Below are 17555 nucleotides of genomic sequence, written 5' to 3'. Positions count from 1 at the left end.
GTGACAGGGGATGACGGCCGGTAATAACGGTTCGGCAACGCCGGAGGGCGACGACCCGTTCGCGCACCTGTACCGCTCGGAGGGTGGTGACGGGAGCCCGGAGGGTGGCCCCGCCGCGCCCCGGCCCGGCGTCCCCCGCACGTCCTACCACCAGGTCCGCACGGTGGGCTCCCGGCAGTACGGGCAGCAGAACCAGACGTACGGCGGCCAGCAGCCCCCGCAGCAGCCCGCCCCGCACTACGCGGCCCCCGAGACCCTCCCGGGCGGCACCCCCCGCCAGCCGGGCCCCCCGCCCGGCGGCCACGGCGGCGGCCCCCAGCGCCCGAAGCGCCGCGGCCTGCTCGTCGCCGCCATAGCCGTCGTCGTGGTCGTGGCGGGCGGCATCGGCGCGGCAATGATCACCAACAGCGGCACCGGCGACGCGAAGACGAACGCCGACGGCGACAACAAGCCGGACCAGCAGAACAGCGCGAAGCCGAAGGAACCGAAGAAGGACGAGCCGAGCAATTCCTCGGCGGCGGGTCTCCAGCAGCGTGACGCGGCGACCCTCAACCTCTCGGGCGGCGCCACCACCGAGAAGACGGTGAAGGGCGCACAGGCCGACGGTGGCCTCTATATAACCGGTATGAACAAGGTCGGCGCGGCCGTCGAGTGGCAGGTGAACGTCGACGCGGACGGCGAATACCGCCTCGACGCCCGCTACGGAGTCCCCGGCACGGACGCCAACCTCACCATCACCACCAACGGCGCTCCCGAGTCCCGCCCCATCAACATGAGGAACTTCGGCGGCACGAAGGACTGGGAGAACGGCTGGAAGAGCACCTGGTCCCTGATCCAGCTCAAGAAGGGCGCGAACTCCATCAAGCTCTCCTGCGAGCAGGGCAATTCGTGCGACGTCCACCTCGACCAGCTCTCGATCAGGAAGAACGGCTGACGGCTCACCGCTGAGCGAACGGCGCGCCCCCACCCCCGCGCGCCACCCCAAGGCCCCCGCGCGCCGCCCGGCGGGGAGCCGCCGAGGATGCGGGCCGGGCGGAATGCGGCGATGCTGGGTGCGTCAGCGTTCCGTGAGGAGGACGGTCATGTCCATGCTTGACAAGCTCAAGGGCCTGCTCAAGGGCCATGAGGACACAGCCCGGCAAGGCGTCGAGAAGGCCGGTGACGCCTTTGACGCGAAGACGGGCAACAAGTATCAGAGCCAGGTCGACACGGCCCAGCAGAAGCTCAACGAGCAGATCGGCAACCAGCCGCCGACGGACGAGCAGCGATAGTCCGCGCGTTCACCGTTCGTATACGGTCGCAATGCCCGCCACGGCGGCGTTGCGGCCGCGGCGTGCGCCGGGCCGGGCTGACTGAGCGCGCTCCGCCGTAGAGCGCCTCTCACCCCGCCCCCCTTTCATCGCAAGCCGCCCCGGGCACCCACCACCCGGGGCGGCTTTCGCATGCCCTCTTGCGGAAGCCGCCGGTCCGCCGCCCGCCGGGCGCGTAACAAACCCGCACCCAGTTCACCGCATAGCGGAACCAAACAACCGCCTTTCGGAGAACGGGAGATCAAATCCTTGTTGCGCCCCTGTCAATGACGCCTCATCAGTGGCAGTCTCTTCTCAATTCGCTCCTGCACCACATGTGCAACAAGGGGCAGTCGTACACCCGGCTGCCCTAACCCCCCTCATAGGAGACAGAGTTGAGAAGCATCACCTCCACCTCCCGCAAGAACACCCTGCGTGCCGCCGCCCTCGTCGCCTCGGCCGCCATGGTCGTCGTCGGAGTGCAGAGCGGCTCGGCGACCGCCAAGACCGACCGCGAGAACGGCGCGCAGGCGCTCGCGCTCTCGGCGGGGCAGCGGTCGGCCGCGATCAAGAGCGCGCAGACGGAGGCAGGAAGCACCGCCGCGAAGATCGGTCTCGGCAGCAAGGAGAAGCTGGTCGTCCGCGACGTCATCAAGGACGCCGACGGCACGGTGCACACCCGCTACGAGCGGACGTACGAGGGTCTGCCGGTGCTCGGCGGCGACCTGGTCGTGCACGAGACCAAGGGCGGCTCGCGCAGCGTCGACAAGGCGACGGACGCCGACATATCCGTGCCCACGACGGCGCCCTCGCTCGCCCCCTCCGCCGCGAAGAAGAGCGCGCTGAGCGCCTCCGCGGACCAGAAGAACGCCAAGACCGACAGCCAGGCCCCGCGCAAGGTCGTCTGGGCGGCGAGCGGCAAGCCGGTCCTGGCCTACGAGACCGTGGTGACGGGCGTCCAGAAGGACGGCACGCCGAGCAAGCTGCACGTCGTCACCGACGCGTCGACGGGCAAGAAGCTCTTCCAGCGCGAGGCCATCGAGACGGGCACGGGCACCAGCACCTACAGCGGCACGGTCCCGCTGACCACCACGAAGGGCGGGTCGGGCTACGAGCTCACCGACGGCTCGCGCGGCGGTCACAAGACGTACGACCTCAACCAGGGGACGTCCGGCACCGGTTCGCTCTACACCAACTCCTCCGACACCTGGGGCGGCGGCCGCCAGACCGCCGGCGTCGACGCGCACTACGGCGCGGCCGTCACCTGGGACTTCTACAAGAACGTCCTCGGCCGCACAGGCATCAAGAACGACGGCAAGGGCGCGTACTCCCGCGTCCACTACGGCGACAACTACGTCAACGCCTTCTGGGACGACGAGTGCTTCTGCATGACCTACGGCGACGGTGAGGGCAACAACCACCCCCTGACCTCGCTCGACGTCGCCGCCCACGAGATGAGCCACGGCGTCACCTCGGCGACGGCCGGCCTGGAGTACAGCGGCGAGTCCGGCGGCCTCAACGAGGCGACCTCGGACATCTTCGGCACGGCCGCCGAGTTCTACGCCAACAACGGCACCGACAAGGGCGACTACCTCATCGGCGAGGCCATCAACATCAACGGCGACGGCACCCCGCTGCGCTACATGGACAAGCCGAGCAAGGACGGCAAGTCGAAGGACTACTGGTCCTCCAGCCTCGGCAACAACGACGTCCACTACTCCTCGGGCCCCGCCAACCACTTCTTCTACCTGCTGTCCGAGGGCAGCGGCACGAAGACGGTCAACGGCGTGACCTACAACAGCCCCACCTACGACAAGTCGAAGCTGGCGGGCATCGGCCGGGACAAGGCCACCAAGATCTGGTACAAGGCCCTGACCACGTACTTCACCTCCACCACCAACTACAAGGCCGCCCGCGCGGGCACCCTGAAGGCCACCGCGGACCTCTACGGCGCCACCAGCGCGGAGTACAAGGCGGTCGCCGCCACCTGGACCGCGATCAACGTCAAGTGATCCGCCCCTGGTGAACCCCCTCCCCCTCCCGTGACCCGCACCGGACCGCGCTCCCACCGCCCAGGAAGGCGGGGGCGCGGTCCGGTGCGCGCGGGCCCGGGACGTCACGTTTACGCGTACACCTCCCGGCCGTGACACCATCGAAGCGTGATCGACCTCGGCTACTCGCTTTCGCGCCGCTTCCCCGACCCACCGCAGACGGACTACCGCACCGCGGACGTGCGGACGCTCCGGCACGACCTCTTCTGCGGCGACGTCTACCTCGCGGACGTGAAGACCGACCGCGAGCTGTCCACAGCCTGGGGATGGGTGCCGGTCCTGGACTTCGCCTGGGCGCTGTGCGACATCCTCGAACAGGTCGACCAGGACCCCCGGGGCAACCGCTCGTCGGTCCCGCAGTACGCCGAGCTGGACTTCACCGAGTCGACCGACCGGATGCTCTTCACCCGGCGCTTCGGCTGGGTGGAGGTCGAGGCCGACTGGATGCCGGCCGACGAGCCCCCGCTCAACTTCAACCACCGGGCGCTGCGGCGCGAGGCCCGCGACTTCCTGCACGACCTGATCGCGGACCTGTCGGACATGCACGAGGGCCTCGCCGACAACCCCGTGATCTGGGACCTCCAGGCCCGCTTCCCCCGCCTGTGACCCGCCGCCCCTGAGCCCCGGCCGCCGCCCGGGTCACCCCGCCACAGAGCCCGGCGCCCGGCGCCCGGATCAGTCGACCGGCGCCTCCACCCGGACGCCTATCTGCGCGGCGAACGCGGGGGCCAGATCAATCAGTTGGGACGGGCTGATGACCGCGCCCGAGAGCCGGTCGACGCCCCGGGCGATGTCCAGCTCGCCGGCCGCCCGCAAGTCGACGTCCTTCATCCGGGCGACCGAGAAGTCGACGCGCCGCAGCGCGCAGTCGCGGAAGACGACCCGCTCCAGGACGGCGCCGCCGAAGTCCGCCTCGGAGAGCACACAGCCCTCGAAGGTGACGTCCTTCAGCGTCGCCGCGCGCAGATTCAGATAGTCGATCTTGCCGCCGCGCACCAGGACCCGCTCCAGGACCGCGCCGTGCAGCTGCGTCCCGCCGAGGCGGGCGTCACACACCTCCACGTCGCGCAGCGTGGCCTCCGCGAGATCCGTGCCCACGCCCCGGATGCCGTCCAGCACGCAGTCCGTGAACCGCGCCCGGCTCAGCCGGGCCTCGTCCAGCACGCAGCGCCGCATCCGGCAGTCCATGAAGCTGCTGCCCCGCGCCCTCTGGCCCGCGAGGTCCGCCTCGGTGAAGTCCAGCCCGTCGTAATCCCCGTCCGGCTCCAGCCCGGGTCCCTCGTACGGCCGCAGCGGTGGCAGCCGCACCTCTGGAAGTCTGATGACCGGGGCCGTCTTCCGCGGCCTCGCCCTGCCCTGTGCCCTGTCGTCCACCGTCATGCGTCCACGGTGGCACACGGCACTGACAACGCCCCTGACCTGGGTGTTCGGCCTCATCACCGGCGCCCTGCCCGAGGAGGAGCACCCCATGCACGCGATCCGGCTGCACGCCTTCGGCCCCGCCGAGAACCTCACGTACGAGCGCACCGACGACCCCGTGCCGGGCCCCGGCCAGGTGCGGATCGCGGTCGCGGCGGCGGGGGTCCACCTCGTCGACACGACCCTGCGGCAGGGCCGGGCGAAGGGGCCGCACAAGCCGCCGGAGCTGCCCGTGATCCTCGGGCACGAGATCGCCGGCACGGTCGAGGCGCTCGGCGAGGGCGTGGCGTCCGCGCTGCTCGGGCGCCGCGTCGTCACCCACCTGGGCCAGGTGCCGGGTGGCTACGCGCAGCTCACGCTCGCCGCCGCGGACACGCTGCACGACATCCCCGAGGGGCTGGCCGACGAGCACGCCGTGGCCATGGTCGGCACCGGCCGCACCGCCCTCGGCGTCCTCGCCCTCGCGGAAGTGACGGGCGAGGACGTGGTCGTGGTCCTGGCCGCCGCGGGCGGCATCGGCACGCTGCTGGTGCAGCACGCGAAGCGCGCGGGCGCCACGGTCGTCGGCCTCGCCGGGGGCCCCGCGAAGGTGGAGCGCGTACGCGAGCTGGGGGCCGACGTCGCCCTCGACTACACGGACCCGGCATGGCCGGAAAAGGCCCGTACGGCGCTCGGGGGCCGAGCCGCGACCGTCGTCCTCGACGGGGTCGGCGGGGACGCCGCTCGCGCCGCGGTCGGCCTGCTGGGGCGGGGCGGCCGGCATCTGAACCACGGCTGGACAGCGGTCCCGGAGAGCCCGGGGCCCGTGGCCGCGTTCACCCCCGAGGAGCTCGCCGCGCGGTCCATCACGTCGCGCTGTGTGCTGGGGGAACCGATGCTGAAGCGCCTCGGCGGACCTGCCGGGATGCGACGCACGCAGGCCGAGGCGCTGGCGCACGCGGCCGCCGGGCGGGTGGCTCCGGTCGTCACGCGCTTCCCGCTGGCGGAGGCCGCGGCGGCGCACCGGGCGCTGGAGACGCGCGCGACGGTGGGCAAGGTCGTACTCGTCCCCTGAGCCCCTCTTCCCTCATCCGCCTCATGGGCCTGATGCCGTGCCCCGGAGCGCTTCAGTCCGGCGCCGAGGGGCGAAATCAAGCCGCCTTCCAGCAGGCGGAGGTCCCCCGTCGGGCCTAGTCTGGATGGCGCGCGTGAGCGCATGGGTATACGCGCCGCGCACAACCGCATACGCACCGAATCGGACGCGAGAGCAGGTTCCGATGAGCTCCATGAATACGGGCCCTATACCTCCCCCATCCGCCGCTCGGACCGCACCCGACCCCCGTCGTTGGTGGGGTCTGGTCGTCATCGGCACAGCGCAGCTCATGGTCGTCCTCGACGCCACCATCGTGAACATCGCCCTGCCGTCCGCGCAGCGCGCCCTCCACATGTCCGACGGCAACCGGCAGTGGGTCATCACGGCCTACACCCTCGCGTTCGGCGGCCTGCTGCTGCTCGGCGGCAAGATCGCCGACCTCGTCGGACGCAAGCTCACCTTCATGACCGGGCTCGTCGGCTTCGCCGCCGCGTCCGCGCTCGGCGGCGCCGCGCAGACCTCGGGGATGCTCTTCATGTCCCGGGCGCTCCAGGGCGCGTTCGGCGCGCTGCTGGCACCGTCCGCGCTGTCCCTGCTCACCACCACGTTCACCGATGTGCGCGAGCGCAGCAAGGCGTTCGGCATCTACGGCGCGATCGCGGCCGGCGGCTCGGCGATCGGCCTGATCGCCGGCGGCCTGCTGACCGAATACCTCAACTGGCGCTGGTGCCTGTATGTGAACACCCCGATCGCGATCATCACCTTCCTCGGCGCCGGAGCGTTCCTCCACGACGACCGCCGCCGCGGCGAGGGCAGGCCGCGGCTGGACATCCCGGGCGTGCTGCTGGGCTGCGGGGGCCTCGTGGCGATCGTCTACGGGTGCAGCGAGGCCGAGCCGCGCGGCTGGGGCGACGCGCGCGTGCTGGGCCTGCTGCTCGGCGGCGCCGCGCTGCTGAGCCTGTTCACCTGGTGGCAGAAGCGGGCCCCGAGCCCCCTGCTCCCCTTGCGCATACTGCGCGACCGCAACCGCGCGGGGTCGGTGCTGACGATGGCGCTCGCGGTCATCGCCATGTTCGGGATGTTCCTGTTCATGACGTACTACCTCCAGGTCGTGTGCGGCTACTCCCCGGTCAAGACGGGCCTGGCCTTCCTGCCGATGACCGCCGCGATCGTCACCGGCTCCACGCAGATCTCCGCACGGCTGATGACGCACGTGCCGCCGCGGGCCCTGATGGCACCGGGCGCGCTGCTGGCCGCCGCCGGGCTCTTCCTGCTGACCTTCCTGCCGGTGGAGCCCGCGTACGTCTCGCACGTCCTGCCGGCGGAGATCCTGGTGGGCCTCGGCATGGGCCTGATCTTCATGCCGGTGATGGCCACCGCGACATCGGGGGTGGCTCCGCGGGACTCCGGCGTCACCTCCGCGACGGTCAACACCGCCCAGCAGGTGGGCGGTTCGATCGGTACGGCGCTCCTCAACACCATCGCGACCTCCACCAGCGCCACATACGTCGCGGCCCACCTGAGGACCGCCACCGCCGAGGCGGGCGGACAGCTCACCCCGGCCGCCCGGGACGCCGTCGTGAAGACGGGCGTGGTCCACGGCTTCAACGTCGCCATCGGCTGGGCCTCGGCCATCATGCTCCTCGCCGCCGCGACGAGCAGCCTCCTCGTCACCACGGGCGCCCCCAAACACACCGCGCCCCCACCGGATCCAGCCCGGACGGAAGCCGAGGAACGCCACCACATGCGAGCCTGCGAACCGGGCGAACCCCCGGCCTGACCGCCCGAATTCCCTTCGCACCGACACGCACCGACGCACACCGGCACGCGCCGAACGAGCCCTCGGTGAATACCCACGGGCACGCACCGAGGGTTATCGGAAGCTGTGGTGCAACTCCGCCGGGGAGAGCCGCACTTCGCGCCCCGCCCCCCTCACCGCACCACCAGCAGTTCCCGCGCGGTGTTGTTCAGCCGGCGGCCCGCCGACTCCGTGCAGGTCACAATGTCCTCGACACGGACGCCGAAGCGGCCCGGCAGATAAATGCCCGGTTCGATGGAGAAACACATTCCGGGGCGCAACGGGAGGTGTTCGCCCTCGACCATATAAGGCGGTTCGTGGGTGGTCACACCGATGCCGTGGCCGGTGCGGTGGATGAAGTATTCGCCGTATCCGGCGGCCCGGATGACCTTGCGGGCCACCCGGTCGATCTCCTGGCAGGCCACCCCCGGCCGCACGGCCTCGAATGCCGCCTGCTGCGCCTCGCGCACCACGTCGTGCACCTTGCGCTCCTCGGCGGTCGGCTCGCCCACGTGGACCGTACGGGTGGTGTCGGAGCCGTAGCCGTCCATGAGGCCGCCGAAGTCCATGACGACCATGTCACCGTCCTCGATGACCTTGTCGCCCGCGTCGTGGTGCGGATTGGCGCTGTGGGCGCCCGCGCCGACCACCGTGAAGTCCACCTGGCTGTGGCCGTGTTCACGCAGCAGCCGCGCCAGATCCGCCGCCACGTCCCGCTCGCGCCGCCCCGCGAAGCGCAGCCGCACGATGTCCTCGTACGTCGCGTCCGCCGCCGCACCGGCCGCCGCGAGCCGCTCCACCTCGTACGCGTCCTTGACCGCGCGCAGCATCGGCAGCAGCTCCGTGAACGCCCCGAAGGCCACACCCGGGCAGGCCCGCTGGAAGGCCAGCAGGTGCAGCGCCCAGGCGCTGTCCGAGACGCCGTAGCGGCCGCGCGGGTCCAGCAGCGGGGCCAGCGCGGCATACGGATCCTGGCCGTCCGTCCAGCCCGTGATCGTCAACGCGTGGGCGCCCGCCGCCCGTTCGGCGTCCGGCGCCTCCAGCGCCGGGACCAGCAGCTGCGGCCGGCGGCCGGGCGCCAGCAGCAGCGCGGTGAGCCGCTCCGTGGTGTGCGGGCGGTAGCCCGTCAGCCAGGCGAGGTCGGGGCCGGGCGTGACCAGCAGACCGGCCAGCCCCGCCTCGGCGGCCGAGACGGCGGCGCGCTCCATGCGGGCGGCCAGGACCTTGGACCCCTCGGTCGCCCCGGCGGGGGCGGGATCGGCGGCATCGCTCATGAAGGCAGCGTAATCCGGACGGAGGCGGTCGGCAGCGATTTCTCTACCTCACGGGTGAGGGCCCCTCATCCGCCCGGAGGAGAAGCACCCCGACCCAGGACCGATTTCCCCCTGATTTCGTTGTGGAGGGGAATCCCGCAGCCCTAGCGTGTTGACGCCCGAACTGAACTCATTCCGTTGTCGTTCTTCCGCCGGGCAGCGCTGGACCACACGTTGAAGGAGCACCATGTTCCGACGGATCGGACGGTTCGCCGTCCACCGCCCCTGGCTGACCATAGCGGGCTGGATCATCGCGGCAGTGGCACTCGCCATGCTCGCCCCCGGTTTGAAGTCGACAACCGATGAAACGGAATTCCTCCCTTCGCATTACGAGTCCGTACAGGCCGGGAAACTTCAGGAGAAGGCATTCCCGCAGACCCAACAGCCCTCCGCGATCGCCGTGTTCCAGCGGACCGACGGCGGCAAGCTCACCCAGAGCGACAAGGACGCCGTCGCCCGGATCACCCAGGGCCTGGACGCCAAGCACCACAAGGGCATAGCCAAGGTGGCGACCAGCCCCGAGGCCGTCTCGCCCAACGGTGAGATCGCCCTCGCCAATATCGTCGCCGTCGACCGCAACTCCCAGGACAGCACCGTCCCCGACGCGGTCAAGGACCTCCGCTCGGACGCCAAATCCCTGTTGAGCGGCACCCAGTTGAAGGTCGGCATCACCGGTCAGGCGGCCACCGCGCTCGACGCCAAGGAGTCCTCGGGCGACACCGACTCCATGATCATGTCGGCGACCCTCCTCCTGATCGTCGTCCTGCTGCTCGTCATCTTCCGCAGCCCGCTGATCGCCCTGCTGCCCGTGCTGATCATCGGCGTCGTCTTCTCCGTCGCCCTCGGACTCATCGGCACCGTGGCCCACCTCGGCGGCCTCAAGGCGGACAACTCCATATCCGCGATCCTCATCGTCGTGCTCTTCGGCGTCGGCACCGACTACATCCTCTTCCTCCTCTTCCGCTACCGCGAGGAACTGCGGGCCGGCGAACAGCCCAAGAACGCGCTCGTCAACGCCGTCGCCCGGGTCGGCGAGACCATCGCCTCCGCCGCGGGCGCCGTCATCGTCGCCTTCCTCGCCCTGCTGCTCTCGACCATGGGCATGATGCGCGCGATGGGCCCGTCGCTGGCGATCTCCGTCGGCGTGACCCTCGTGGCCGCGCTCACCCTCGTGCCGGCCGTCTTCTCCCTCCTCGGCACCAAGGCGTTCTGGCCGTCCAAGTCGTGGAAGAAGAAGCCGCGCAACCGCATCGCGGGCGGCCTCGGCTCGGCCGTCGCCCGCCGCCCGGGACTCATCGGGGCCGCCTCCGCCCTGGTCCTGGCCGTGCTCGCCATCGGCACGTTCAGCTTCAAGGCCGAGTTCGACACCGACAGCCAGCTGCCGCAGAAGCTGGAGTCCGTCCAGGCGATGAAGGACCTCCAGCGGGGCTTCTCCGCAGGCCAGTCCGACCCCGCGATGATCTACGTCCAGTCCGAGGCGGGCACCCCGCTCGACAAGGGCGCCCTGGACACATACCGCGACAAGCTCGCGAAGCTCGACGGCGTCGGCTCCGCCGCGCTCACCGCCACCAGCCCCGACCGGAGCGTCGCGCAGTACAGCGTCGTCCTGAAGTACCGCCCCACCGAGGACAAGGCCATCGAGCTGGCCGGCGGCTCGCTCCGCGACGGCGCGCACGCCGCCGCGCCCGAGGGCACCAAGGCCGTCGTCGGCGGCACCTCGGCCGTGCTCTCCGACGTCGAGAAGGCCGTCACCCACGACTACACGGTCGTCTTCCCCGTCGCCGGCCTCGCCATCATGATCATCCTGGGGCTGCTGCTCCGCAGCCTGGTGGCGCCGCTCTATCTGATGATCTCCGTCGCCCTGGGCTTCGGCGCGACGCTCGGCGCGACCGTCTGGCTCTTCCAGGACATGCAGCACAAGAACGGCCTGCTGTTCATGCTGCCGATCATCGTCTATCTCTTCGTCGTCGCCATCGGCACTGACTACAACATCCTCATGGTGGCCCGCCTGCGCGAGGAGGTCCGCCGCGGCGTCCCGGCCCGCGAGGCCATCCGCACGGCCGTCTCCCGCTCGGCACCGACGATCTCCTCCGCGGCGATCATCCTGGCGGGCACCTTCGGCGTCCTGATGCTGGCCGACAACTCCATGCTCCAGCAGATGGGCTTCGCGGTCGCCTTCGGCATCCTGCTCACGGCCTTCATCATGGCCATGCTGCTGGTCCCGACCGTGACCTCGCTCCTCGGCCACAAGGCGTGGTGGCCGGGCCACCAGGACGCACCGCGGGCGGAGCCGGCGGAGCAGGCGGGCACGGCACCGAGCTGGTCGCGGAACGAGGAGGTACGGAGCTGATCCGTACGCGACAGTGAACGACATCGGCCCTCCGTGAAAGATCACGGAGGGCCGATTCGCGCGCTGTTCAGCGCTGACACGAGCCGCCTGTCGGATTCGAACCGACGACCCTCGCTTTACAAGAGCGACGCTCTGGCCAACTGAGCTAAGGCGGCACGACGCACGCGGGCGGCGCCCACGAACGCTGCCCCACTCTACACAGCGCCTCCCGCGGCCAGCCACAGAGTTGCCCCGCCCCCCGGAGCGCCGGAACGCGGGCACGCGAAGGTTTCGCCCGCTCCCCTGCTGACAACGGCCCTTCCCCCGGGTAGCGTCACCGGCAGCCCGTCCAATTGGACTGGACCACTCCTTTTACTCGGATCGTCCGGCACGTTCCTGCCGGTGAAGGGATCTCGAACCATGGCTACGGTCACGTACGACAAGGCGACCCGGATCTACCCGGGGAGCGACAAGCCCGCCGTCGACCAGCTCGACATCGCGATCGAGGACGGCGAGTTCCTCGTCCTCGTCGGGCCCTCCGGCTGCGGCAAGTCCACCTCGCTGCGCATGCTCGCGGGGCTGGAGGACGTCAACGGCGGGGCGATCCGCATCGGCGACCGCGACGTCACCCACCTGCCGCCCAAGGACCGGGACATCGCCATGGTGTTCCAGAACTACGCGCTCTACCCGCACATGACCGTCGCCGACAACATGGGCTTCGCCCTGAAGATCGCGGGCGTCAACAAGGCGGAGATCCGGCAGAAGGTCGAGGACGCGGCGAAGATCCTGGACCTCACGGAGTACCTCGGCCGCAAGCCCAAGGCGCTCTCCGGCGGCCAGCGGCAGCGCGTGGCCATGGGCCGCGCGATCGTCCGCGAGCCGCAGGTGTTCCTCATGGACGAGCCGCTGTCCAACCTCGACGCCAAGCTGCGCGTCCAGACCCGCACCCAGATCGCCGGGCTCCAGCGGCGCCTCGGCATCACCACGGTCTACGTGACCCACGACCAGGTCGAGGCCATGACCATGGGCGACCGGGTGGCCGTGCTCAAGGACGGCCTGCTCCAGCAGGTCGACTCGCCGCGCAACATGTACGACCGCCCCGCCAACCTCTTCGTCGCCGGCTTCATCGGCTCCCCCGCCATGAACCTCGTCGAGGTCCCGATCACCGACGGCGGCGTGAAGTTCGGCAACAGCGTCGTGCCCGTCTCCCGCGAGGCGCTCTCCGCCGCCGCGGACCGGGGCGACCGCACGGTGACGGTCGGCGTCCGGCCCGAGCACTTCGACGTCATCGAGCAGGGCGGCTCCACCGCCCCCTCCTCCGCCAAGGAGGCCCCCGCCGGCCTCGCCGTCACGGTCAACGTCGTCGAGGAACTCGGCGCGGACGGCTACGTCTACGGCACGGCGGAGGTCGGCGACGACCGCAAGGACCTCGTGGTCCGCGTCAACGGCCGCAACGTCCCGGAGAAGGGGGCTCTCCTGCGGGTGGTTCCGCGGGCGGGCGAGCTTCACGTCTTCTCGACGTCTTCGGGGGAGCGGCTGAGCGACTAGGTGGGGCGGGGGGGTGGGTGCGGGTTCGTTTTTGTCTGCGGGTGCGTTGCGCCTGCGGCGGGCGGCCTCAAACGCCGGCCGGGCTGGGTTTGTGGTGGGTGCCGGGGGTGGGGCCTCCGGGCTGGGGACCTGGAACGCGGTGCGGGCACCGTTCTGCGTATTGGGTGCCGTGAAGTCGCACCGCGCTCCAGAACCTCACCCTCCGACCCCACCCCCTCCCACCGGAGAGCGACATCAAGGCCCGTTCCGGGCAACAACCAACCCGTTGGGGGCACCTCTGGGGGCGCCCCCGGACGGAGTCTGGGGGAGGCCGCTGGGGGAGGCAACGGGCCCGCGGTTGGGGTCTGGGGCAGCGCCCCAGTTTCGGGAAGGGGCGGGGTAGGGGAACAAAGCGCCGCAGGCGACAACGCACCCGCAGCCGGGGGCCTGGGGCACGCGCCCCAGCCGGGAAGGGACGGGGCAGAACAAAGCTCGCCGCAGGCGCAGGCGTAGGCAGCACCCCCAAGCCCGACACCCGTCACCTTTTCGAGCGCGTACGTCAACCCACGTCCCGCGATAAACCTCGAATCCTTCGCTCGACCGGGTGACTAAATGTCGCCATATCATTACCCCTCGCTACCATCTGCGACATGAACCAGGCCGCCCGCCGCATCGGCAGAACCCTCGCCCTCGTCCTCCCCGTCGTGCTGGTCCTCTCCGGGACCCTCGCCGTGACCCGCGTACCGTGGGCCGCGCCGAGTGCCGACTCGCAGGTGCTGACCGCTTCGTCCGACACCGCCTCCACCCAGGCCAAGGCAGCCCGCGCGCCGTACGAGGTGCTGCGCGACCAGCTGTTGACCGAGCTCCAGGTGAAGAACCCCGGCGCCGCGCTCACGCACCTCCAGGCCGCCACCAACGGCCGTCCGTCGCTCGCCCAGCACTGCGCCGAGCTGGCGCGTGCGCTGGGCCGTGCCGCGGTCGCCAAGTACGGCGCCAAGCAGGCCCAGAAGTTCTCCCGGCCCGTCTGCGACACCTCGTTCGCGTCCGGCGTCGCCCAGGCCCACTGAGCGCCGCCCCCGGGCCCGGCCGCCGCACCACCCGCACGACCACCCGTACGACCGCGCGCGCTGCCGCCCGCACCCCCGCCCGGGCCACGGCATATCGTGCGGAGCATGACCGGCACGCACGCGTACCCCACCCAAGCCGTCGTCCTGGCCGGAGGCCAAGGGTCGCGGCTTCGCCCGTACACCGACGACCGACCCAAGCCGATGGTCGAGATCCCCGGCACCGGGACCCCGATCATCGGCCATCAGCTTGCCTGGCTCGCCGCCGAGGGAGTCACCGACGCGGTCGTCTCCTGCGGCCATCTGGCGGAGGTCCTCCAGGACTGGCTCGTGTCGGCCGAACTGCCGCTCCGGGTGACCACCGTGGTGGAGCCGGAGCCCCTGGGCCGCGGTGGCGGGCTCAAGTTCGCGGCCGCGTCGCTGCCGCACCCCGACCGCCCCTGGTACGCCACCAACGGCGACATCTGGACCCGCTTCTCGCTCCGCGAGATGGCCGCCTTCCACCACGAGCGTGACGCGACGGCCACCCTGGCCCTGGCCCGGCCCCGGATCCCCTGGGGAGCCGTGGAGACCGACGAGTTCGGCCACGTCCTCGACTTCATCGAGTCGCCGCCCTCGCCGTATCTGATCAACGCGGGTGTCTACGTCTTCTCCGCGGCCTTCACCGCCCTGCTGCCCGAGCGCGGCGACCACGAGCGCACCACCTTCCCGCGCCTCGCGCGCGAGCGCCGGCTGGCCGGCTATCCGCTGCCGCACGGTGCGTACTGGCGGGCCATCGACACGGCGAAGGACCTGACCGAGGCCGCCAAGGAGCTCGCAGGCTGACAGGCCGCGCGAAAGCGCCCCCGCACCCTTTGCAGGGGTGCGGGGGCGCTTCGTCGTGCGGCTCAGCCGAGGAGGCCGCCCAGGGCCCCTCCGCCGCCGGTCGAGCCGCCGGAGGAGGAGTTGCCCGAGGAGCCCGTGCCGCCGCCCGTGGAGCCGTTCGCGGCGGACGAGCCGGAGGGGCTGCGCGGCGCCGCGGGAGCGGCGGGCCGCTCGTGCGTCTGCGGCGTGGAGTGCGCGCCCTGGCTGGCGCCCGGGTGCCCGGCGGCGCCCGCCGTGCTCTCCGGGGCCCGCGCGGTGCCGGGGACGGCGGGCGCGGTGGCGGAGGGCGTGGCGGTCTTCCTGCCCGAGGGGGTGGGCTTGGGGGTGCCGGGGGTGGCCGACCCGTGGCCGCCCCGGGTCGGCGCGCCGGTGCCCGGGGTCTGCGGGAGCGGCGTGCCGGGGAGGTTGTTGACGGGCGGGTCGCTCGGGCCGGGGGTGCGCACGGTCTCCGAGGAGCGCACGGCACCACCCAGCGTCGAACCGATGATCAGGGACAGGCCGATGACGACGGTCGCCATGACCGTGCCCCGGCGGAGCACCCGACGGCGGAGGTCCCACAGCTCGGCGCGGGGACCGAGGCGCCGCCAGGCTTCCCCGGCGAGGCGGCCGTCGATGGAGTAGAAGGGCGCCCCGGCGATGACCAGGGGGCTCCAGGCCGCGAGGTAGACGATGTCGGGCGCGTTGTAGACGGGCACGGTGCGCCAGCTGACGGTCATCAGGAGGACCGCGGAGAGCAGGACGCCGATGCCGGCGGCGAGGCGTTGCCAGAGGCCGAAGATGGTGAGGACGCCGACGACGACCTGGAGAAAGGCGACGGTGAGCCCGGCGCCCACGGGGTGGGCGAGGGCGAGGCTCCGCAGGGGCGCGGCCATGGGCCAGGGGTGCAGCGCGGTCAGCCAGGTGACCATGGAGCCGCGGCGGCCGCCGTCGAAGTAGACGGGGTCGCAGAGCTTGCCCATGCCCGCGTAGATGGTGATGAGGCCGAGGAAGATCCGCAGCGGCAGGAGCACGACGCCGAGGTTCATCCGGCGGCCGGGGTAGTAGGCGTGCCGGAGGGAGTCGTTGCCGCCGCGCTTGCGGCCGGTGTCGTCGTCCTCGCCGTCGAACTGCTCGTATTGGTACTGGTCTTCGTCGTACGCGCTGTCCGTGGGGCGTACGCCGTGGAGCAGTTGGGTCTGCGGGCCGACCGCGTCGACGAGCTCGCCGGGGCCGGTGTGCTCGGTGGAGCCGCGGGGGCCGACGACCGTGGGCGGGGGGCCGTCGACGCGGATCCGGGGCAGCACCTGGGTGGAGCCCGCGTCCGTGCCGGTGCCCACGGGCCCGGCCGCGGAGTCCCTTACGGCTTGCAGGAGTTCGGTGGGCGCCGCGTCGCCGGGTTGGGTCCGGCCGCTCCACACCACGGGGGCGCGGCGCCTGGCCGCGCCCTTGACGGTGGGCAGCTGTGCCGTGTCGGCGACCCCGGCGAACTGGCGGGCGACGCGCGGCGGCCGGGCGAGCTGCACGCGGAAACTCAGATGGTTGACGACGATCTGCGCCGGGTCGGACGGCACTTTCACCGTACTCAGCGCGGGCTGGTCGTCGTACCCGGAAGAGCTTCCCCCCGTGGGTGTGCGGGGTGTTCTGGTGTCCACACTCATCTAACCGAGTGACTTCTGATTAGGACACTGCCTTGACCGGTTCGAACTGTCCGAGGCCCGTCAAGATCGTGAGACGACAAACGCCGGAAGGGCTGGTTTGACCGGCCCTTCCGGCGTTCGATGTCGCTTTGTGACCGAGAGCGGTCACAAGAGGTCAGGCGCGGCGGCGCGAGGCCTCGTAGAGGACGACGCCGGCCGCGACGCCGGCGTTGAGGGATTCCGCGCCACCGGGCATCGGGATCCGCACCCGGAAGTCGCAGGTCTCGCCGACGAGGCGGGAGAGGCCCTTGCCCTCGCTGCCGACGACGATGACGACGGGGCCGCCGAGCGCCTCCAGCTCGTGCAGCTCGACGTCGCCGTCGGCGGCCAGGCCGACGACCACGAGCCCGGCCTTCTGGTACGACTCCAGCAGCCGCGTCATGTTGGTGGCGCGGGCCACCGGCGTACGGGCGGCGGTGCCCGCGGAGGTCTTCCAGGCGCTGGCGGTCATGCCGGCCGCGCGGCGCTCGGGGACGACGACGCCGTGGCCGCCGAAGGCGGAGACGGAGCGGACGACGGCGCCGAGGTTGCGCGGGTCGGTGATGCCGTCGAGGGCGACGATCAGCGGGTCCTCGCCGTCGTCGAAGGCGGCGGCGGTGAGGTCGTCGGGGTGGGCGTACTCGTAGGGCGGCACCGACAGGACGAGGCCCTGGTGGTTGAGGCCGTTCGTCATCCGGTCGAGCTCGGGGCGGGGGGCCTCCATGAGGTTGAGGCCCTTGTCCGTGGCGAGCTGGAGCGCCTCGCGGACGCGCTCGTCGTTGTCCAGGTACTGCTGGACGTAGAGCGTGTTCGCGGGGACGCCCTCGCGCAGCGCCTCGACGACGGAGTTACGGCCGACGACGAGCTCGTTGGTGCCCTTGGGGCCGCCGCGGCGCGGGGCGGGGCGCTTGGACTCGTGCCGGACCTTGGCGTTGGCGAGACGGTTCTTCTTGTGGCCCTTGCGCTCGGAAGCGGGCGGGGTCGGACCCTTGCCCTCCAGGGCACGGCGCCGCTTGCCGCCGCTGCCGACCGTCGCGCCCTTCTTGTTGGACGTGCGGCGGTTCCTGCGCTGGCTGTTGCCGGCCATGGGTGCACCTGTTTCTTCACTGCTCAGAGCCACCGGGGTGGCTCTTGTAAACGTACGTACGAAAAGTGTCTCTCAGGACGGGCGGCG

Annotated in this window: 14 protein-coding genes and 1 tRNA gene; 10 read left to right on the top strand and 5 right to left on the bottom strand. The window is 71.4% G+C overall.

What is annotated here, in order from left to right; genetic code table 11:
- Positions 1–10: 10 nt before the first annotated feature.
- The 4 genes from ACFY1P_RS28425 to ACFY1P_RS28410 all read left to right on the top strand — a co-directional run bounded on the left by ACFY1P_RS28425 (position 11) and on the right by ACFY1P_RS28410 (position 3946).
- Positions 11–934 carry a CBM35 domain-containing protein gene (locus ACFY1P_RS28425; protein WP_361524235.1) on the top strand — a complete coding sequence of 308 codons (924 nt, stop codon included), beginning with the start codon at positions 11–13 and terminating at the stop codon, positions 932–934.
- A gap of 148 nt (positions 935–1082) precedes the next feature.
- Positions 1083–1271, top strand: coding sequence for an antitoxin (locus ACFY1P_RS28420; RefSeq protein WP_361524232.1), 189 nt, complete (start codon positions 1083–1085; stop codon positions 1269–1271).
- A gap of 482 nt (positions 1272–1753) precedes the next feature.
- Entirely contained in the window at positions 1754–3301 is a 1548-nt protein-coding gene (locus ACFY1P_RS28415) for a M4 family metallopeptidase (protein ID WP_390752222.1), read from the top strand.
- Positions 3302–3448: 147 nt separating this feature from the next.
- A complete protein-coding gene (locus ACFY1P_RS28410; RefSeq protein ID WP_361524226.1) occupies positions 3449–3946 on the top strand; it encodes a hypothetical protein in 498 nt (165 codons plus the stop codon).
- 69 nt (positions 3947–4015) lie between these two features.
- On the opposite strand, the gene ACFY1P_RS28405 is transcribed toward ACFY1P_RS28410, so the two are convergent.
- Positions 4016–4720 carry a pentapeptide repeat-containing protein gene (locus ACFY1P_RS28405; protein ID WP_361524223.1) on the bottom strand — a complete coding sequence of 235 codons (705 nt, stop codon included), beginning with the start codon at positions 4718–4720 and terminating at the stop codon, positions 4016–4018.
- Between the two features lie 88 nt (positions 4721–4808).
- Here ACFY1P_RS28405 and ACFY1P_RS28400 point away from each other — a divergent pair, with 88 nt between their 5' ends.
- Together ACFY1P_RS28400 and ACFY1P_RS28395 are read left to right on the top strand one after the other, a co-directional pair.
- Entirely contained in the window at positions 4809–5813 is a 1005-nt protein-coding gene (locus ACFY1P_RS28400; protein WP_390752221.1) for a zinc-binding dehydrogenase, read from the top strand.
- Between the two features lie 202 nt (positions 5814–6015).
- Complete coding sequence (locus ACFY1P_RS28395; RefSeq protein WP_390752203.1) at positions 6016–7611, top strand: MFS transporter; 1596 nt, start codon at positions 6016–6018, stop codon at positions 7609–7611.
- 152 nt (positions 7612–7763) lie between these two features.
- Here the strand turns inward: ACFY1P_RS28395 and ACFY1P_RS28390 are convergent, their stop codons facing one another.
- Positions 7764–8903, bottom strand: a complete 1140-nt coding sequence (locus tag ACFY1P_RS28390; protein WP_361524217.1) for an aminopeptidase P family protein — start codon at positions 8901–8903, stop codon at positions 7764–7766.
- A 226-nt stretch (positions 8904–9129) separates the two neighbouring features.
- Between ACFY1P_RS28390 and ACFY1P_RS28385 the strand changes: the two genes are divergently transcribed.
- Positions 9130–11292, top strand: a complete 2163-nt coding sequence (locus ACFY1P_RS28385; RefSeq protein ID WP_361524214.1) for an MMPL family transporter — start codon at positions 9130–9132, stop codon at positions 11290–11292.
- A gap of 81 nt (positions 11293–11373) precedes the next feature.
- Here ACFY1P_RS28385 and ACFY1P_RS28380 read toward each other — a convergent pair.
- Positions 11374–11447, bottom strand: a tRNA-Thr gene (locus ACFY1P_RS28380).
- Between the two features lie 244 nt (positions 11448–11691).
- Between ACFY1P_RS28380 and ACFY1P_RS28375 the strand changes: the two genes are divergently transcribed.
- The 3 genes from ACFY1P_RS28375 to ACFY1P_RS28365 all read left to right on the top strand — a co-directional run bounded on the left by ACFY1P_RS28375 (position 11692) and on the right by ACFY1P_RS28365 (position 14687).
- Complete coding sequence (locus ACFY1P_RS28375) at positions 11692–12819, top strand: sn-glycerol-3-phosphate ABC transporter ATP-binding protein UgpC (protein WP_361524211.1); 1128 nt, start codon at positions 11692–11694, stop codon at positions 12817–12819.
- Positions 12820–13448: 629 nt separating this feature from the next.
- A complete protein-coding gene (locus ACFY1P_RS28370) occupies positions 13449–13865 on the top strand; it encodes a hypothetical protein (RefSeq protein WP_361524208.1) in 417 nt (138 codons plus the stop codon).
- A gap of 105 nt (positions 13866–13970) precedes the next feature.
- A complete protein-coding gene (locus ACFY1P_RS28365; protein ID WP_361524205.1) occupies positions 13971–14687 on the top strand; it encodes a nucleotidyltransferase family protein in 717 nt (238 codons plus the stop codon).
- Positions 14688–14749: 62 nt separating this feature from the next.
- Here the strand turns inward: ACFY1P_RS28365 and ACFY1P_RS28360 are convergent, their stop codons facing one another.
- Together ACFY1P_RS28360 and rlmB are read right to left on the bottom strand one after the other, a co-directional pair.
- Positions 14750–16363: a DoxX family membrane protein gene (locus tag ACFY1P_RS28360; protein ID WP_390752202.1), complete on the bottom strand. Its 1614-nt coding sequence runs from the start codon at positions 16361–16363 to the stop codon at positions 14750–14752.
- 154 nt (positions 16364–16517) lie between these two features.
- Positions 16518–17468, bottom strand: coding sequence for a 23S rRNA (guanosine(2251)-2'-O)-methyltransferase RlmB (rlmB, locus tag ACFY1P_RS28355; RefSeq protein WP_116213339.1), 951 nt, complete (start codon positions 17466–17468; stop codon positions 16518–16520).
- Between the last annotated feature and the right edge of the window lie 87 nt (positions 17469–17555).

Origin of the sequence: Streptomyces sp. NPDC001407 (assembly GCF_042895325.1) — a bacterium.
In the GTDB taxonomy this organism is placed as follows: Bacteria; Actinomycetota; Actinomycetes; order Streptomycetales; family Streptomycetaceae; genus Streptomyces.
This window is presented reverse-complemented; position numbering and strand designations above follow the sequence as displayed.

Bases quoted from the DNA above. Each gene is read 5' to 3' on its own strand.
- ACFY1P_RS28425 (WP_361524235.1), top strand. From the start codon at position 11: ATGACGGCCGGTAATAACGGTTCGGCAACGCCGGAGGGCGACGACCCG.
- ACFY1P_RS28420 (WP_361524232.1), top strand. From the start codon at position 1,083: ATGTCCATGCTTGACAAGCTCAAGGGCCTGCTCAAGGGCCATGAGGAC.
- ACFY1P_RS28415 (WP_390752222.1), top strand. From the start codon at position 1,754: ATGGTCGTCGTCGGAGTGCAGAGCGGCTCGGCGACCGCCAAGACCGAC.
- ACFY1P_RS28405 (WP_361524223.1), bottom strand. From the start codon at position 4,720: ATGACGGTGGACGACAGGGCACAGGGCAGGGCGAGGCCGCGGAAGACG.
- ACFY1P_RS28400 (WP_390752221.1), top strand. From the start codon at position 4,809: ATGCACGCGATCCGGCTGCACGCCTTCGGCCCCGCCGAGAACCTCACG.
- ACFY1P_RS28395 (WP_390752203.1), top strand. From the start codon at position 6,016: ATGAGCTCCATGAATACGGGCCCTATACCTCCCCCATCCGCCGCTCGG.
- ACFY1P_RS28390 (WP_361524217.1), bottom strand. From the start codon at position 8,903: ATGAGCGATGCCGCCGATCCCGCCCCCGCCGGGGCGACCGAGGGGTCC.
- ACFY1P_RS28385 (WP_361524214.1), top strand. From the start codon at position 9,130: ATGTTCCGACGGATCGGACGGTTCGCCGTCCACCGCCCCTGGCTGACC.
- ACFY1P_RS28375 (WP_361524211.1), top strand. From the start codon at position 11,692: ATGGCTACGGTCACGTACGACAAGGCGACCCGGATCTACCCGGGGAGC.
- ACFY1P_RS28370 (WP_361524208.1), top strand. From the start codon at position 13,449: ATGAACCAGGCCGCCCGCCGCATCGGCAGAACCCTCGCCCTCGTCCTC.
- ACFY1P_RS28365 (WP_361524205.1), top strand. From the start codon at position 13,971: ATGACCGGCACGCACGCGTACCCCACCCAAGCCGTCGTCCTGGCCGGA.
- ACFY1P_RS28360 (WP_390752202.1), bottom strand. From the start codon at position 16,363: ATGAGTGTGGACACCAGAACACCCCGCACACCCACGGGGGGAAGCTCT.
- rlmB (WP_116213339.1), bottom strand. From the start codon at position 17,468: ATGGCCGGCAACAGCCAGCGCAGGAACCGCCGCACGTCCAACAAGAAG.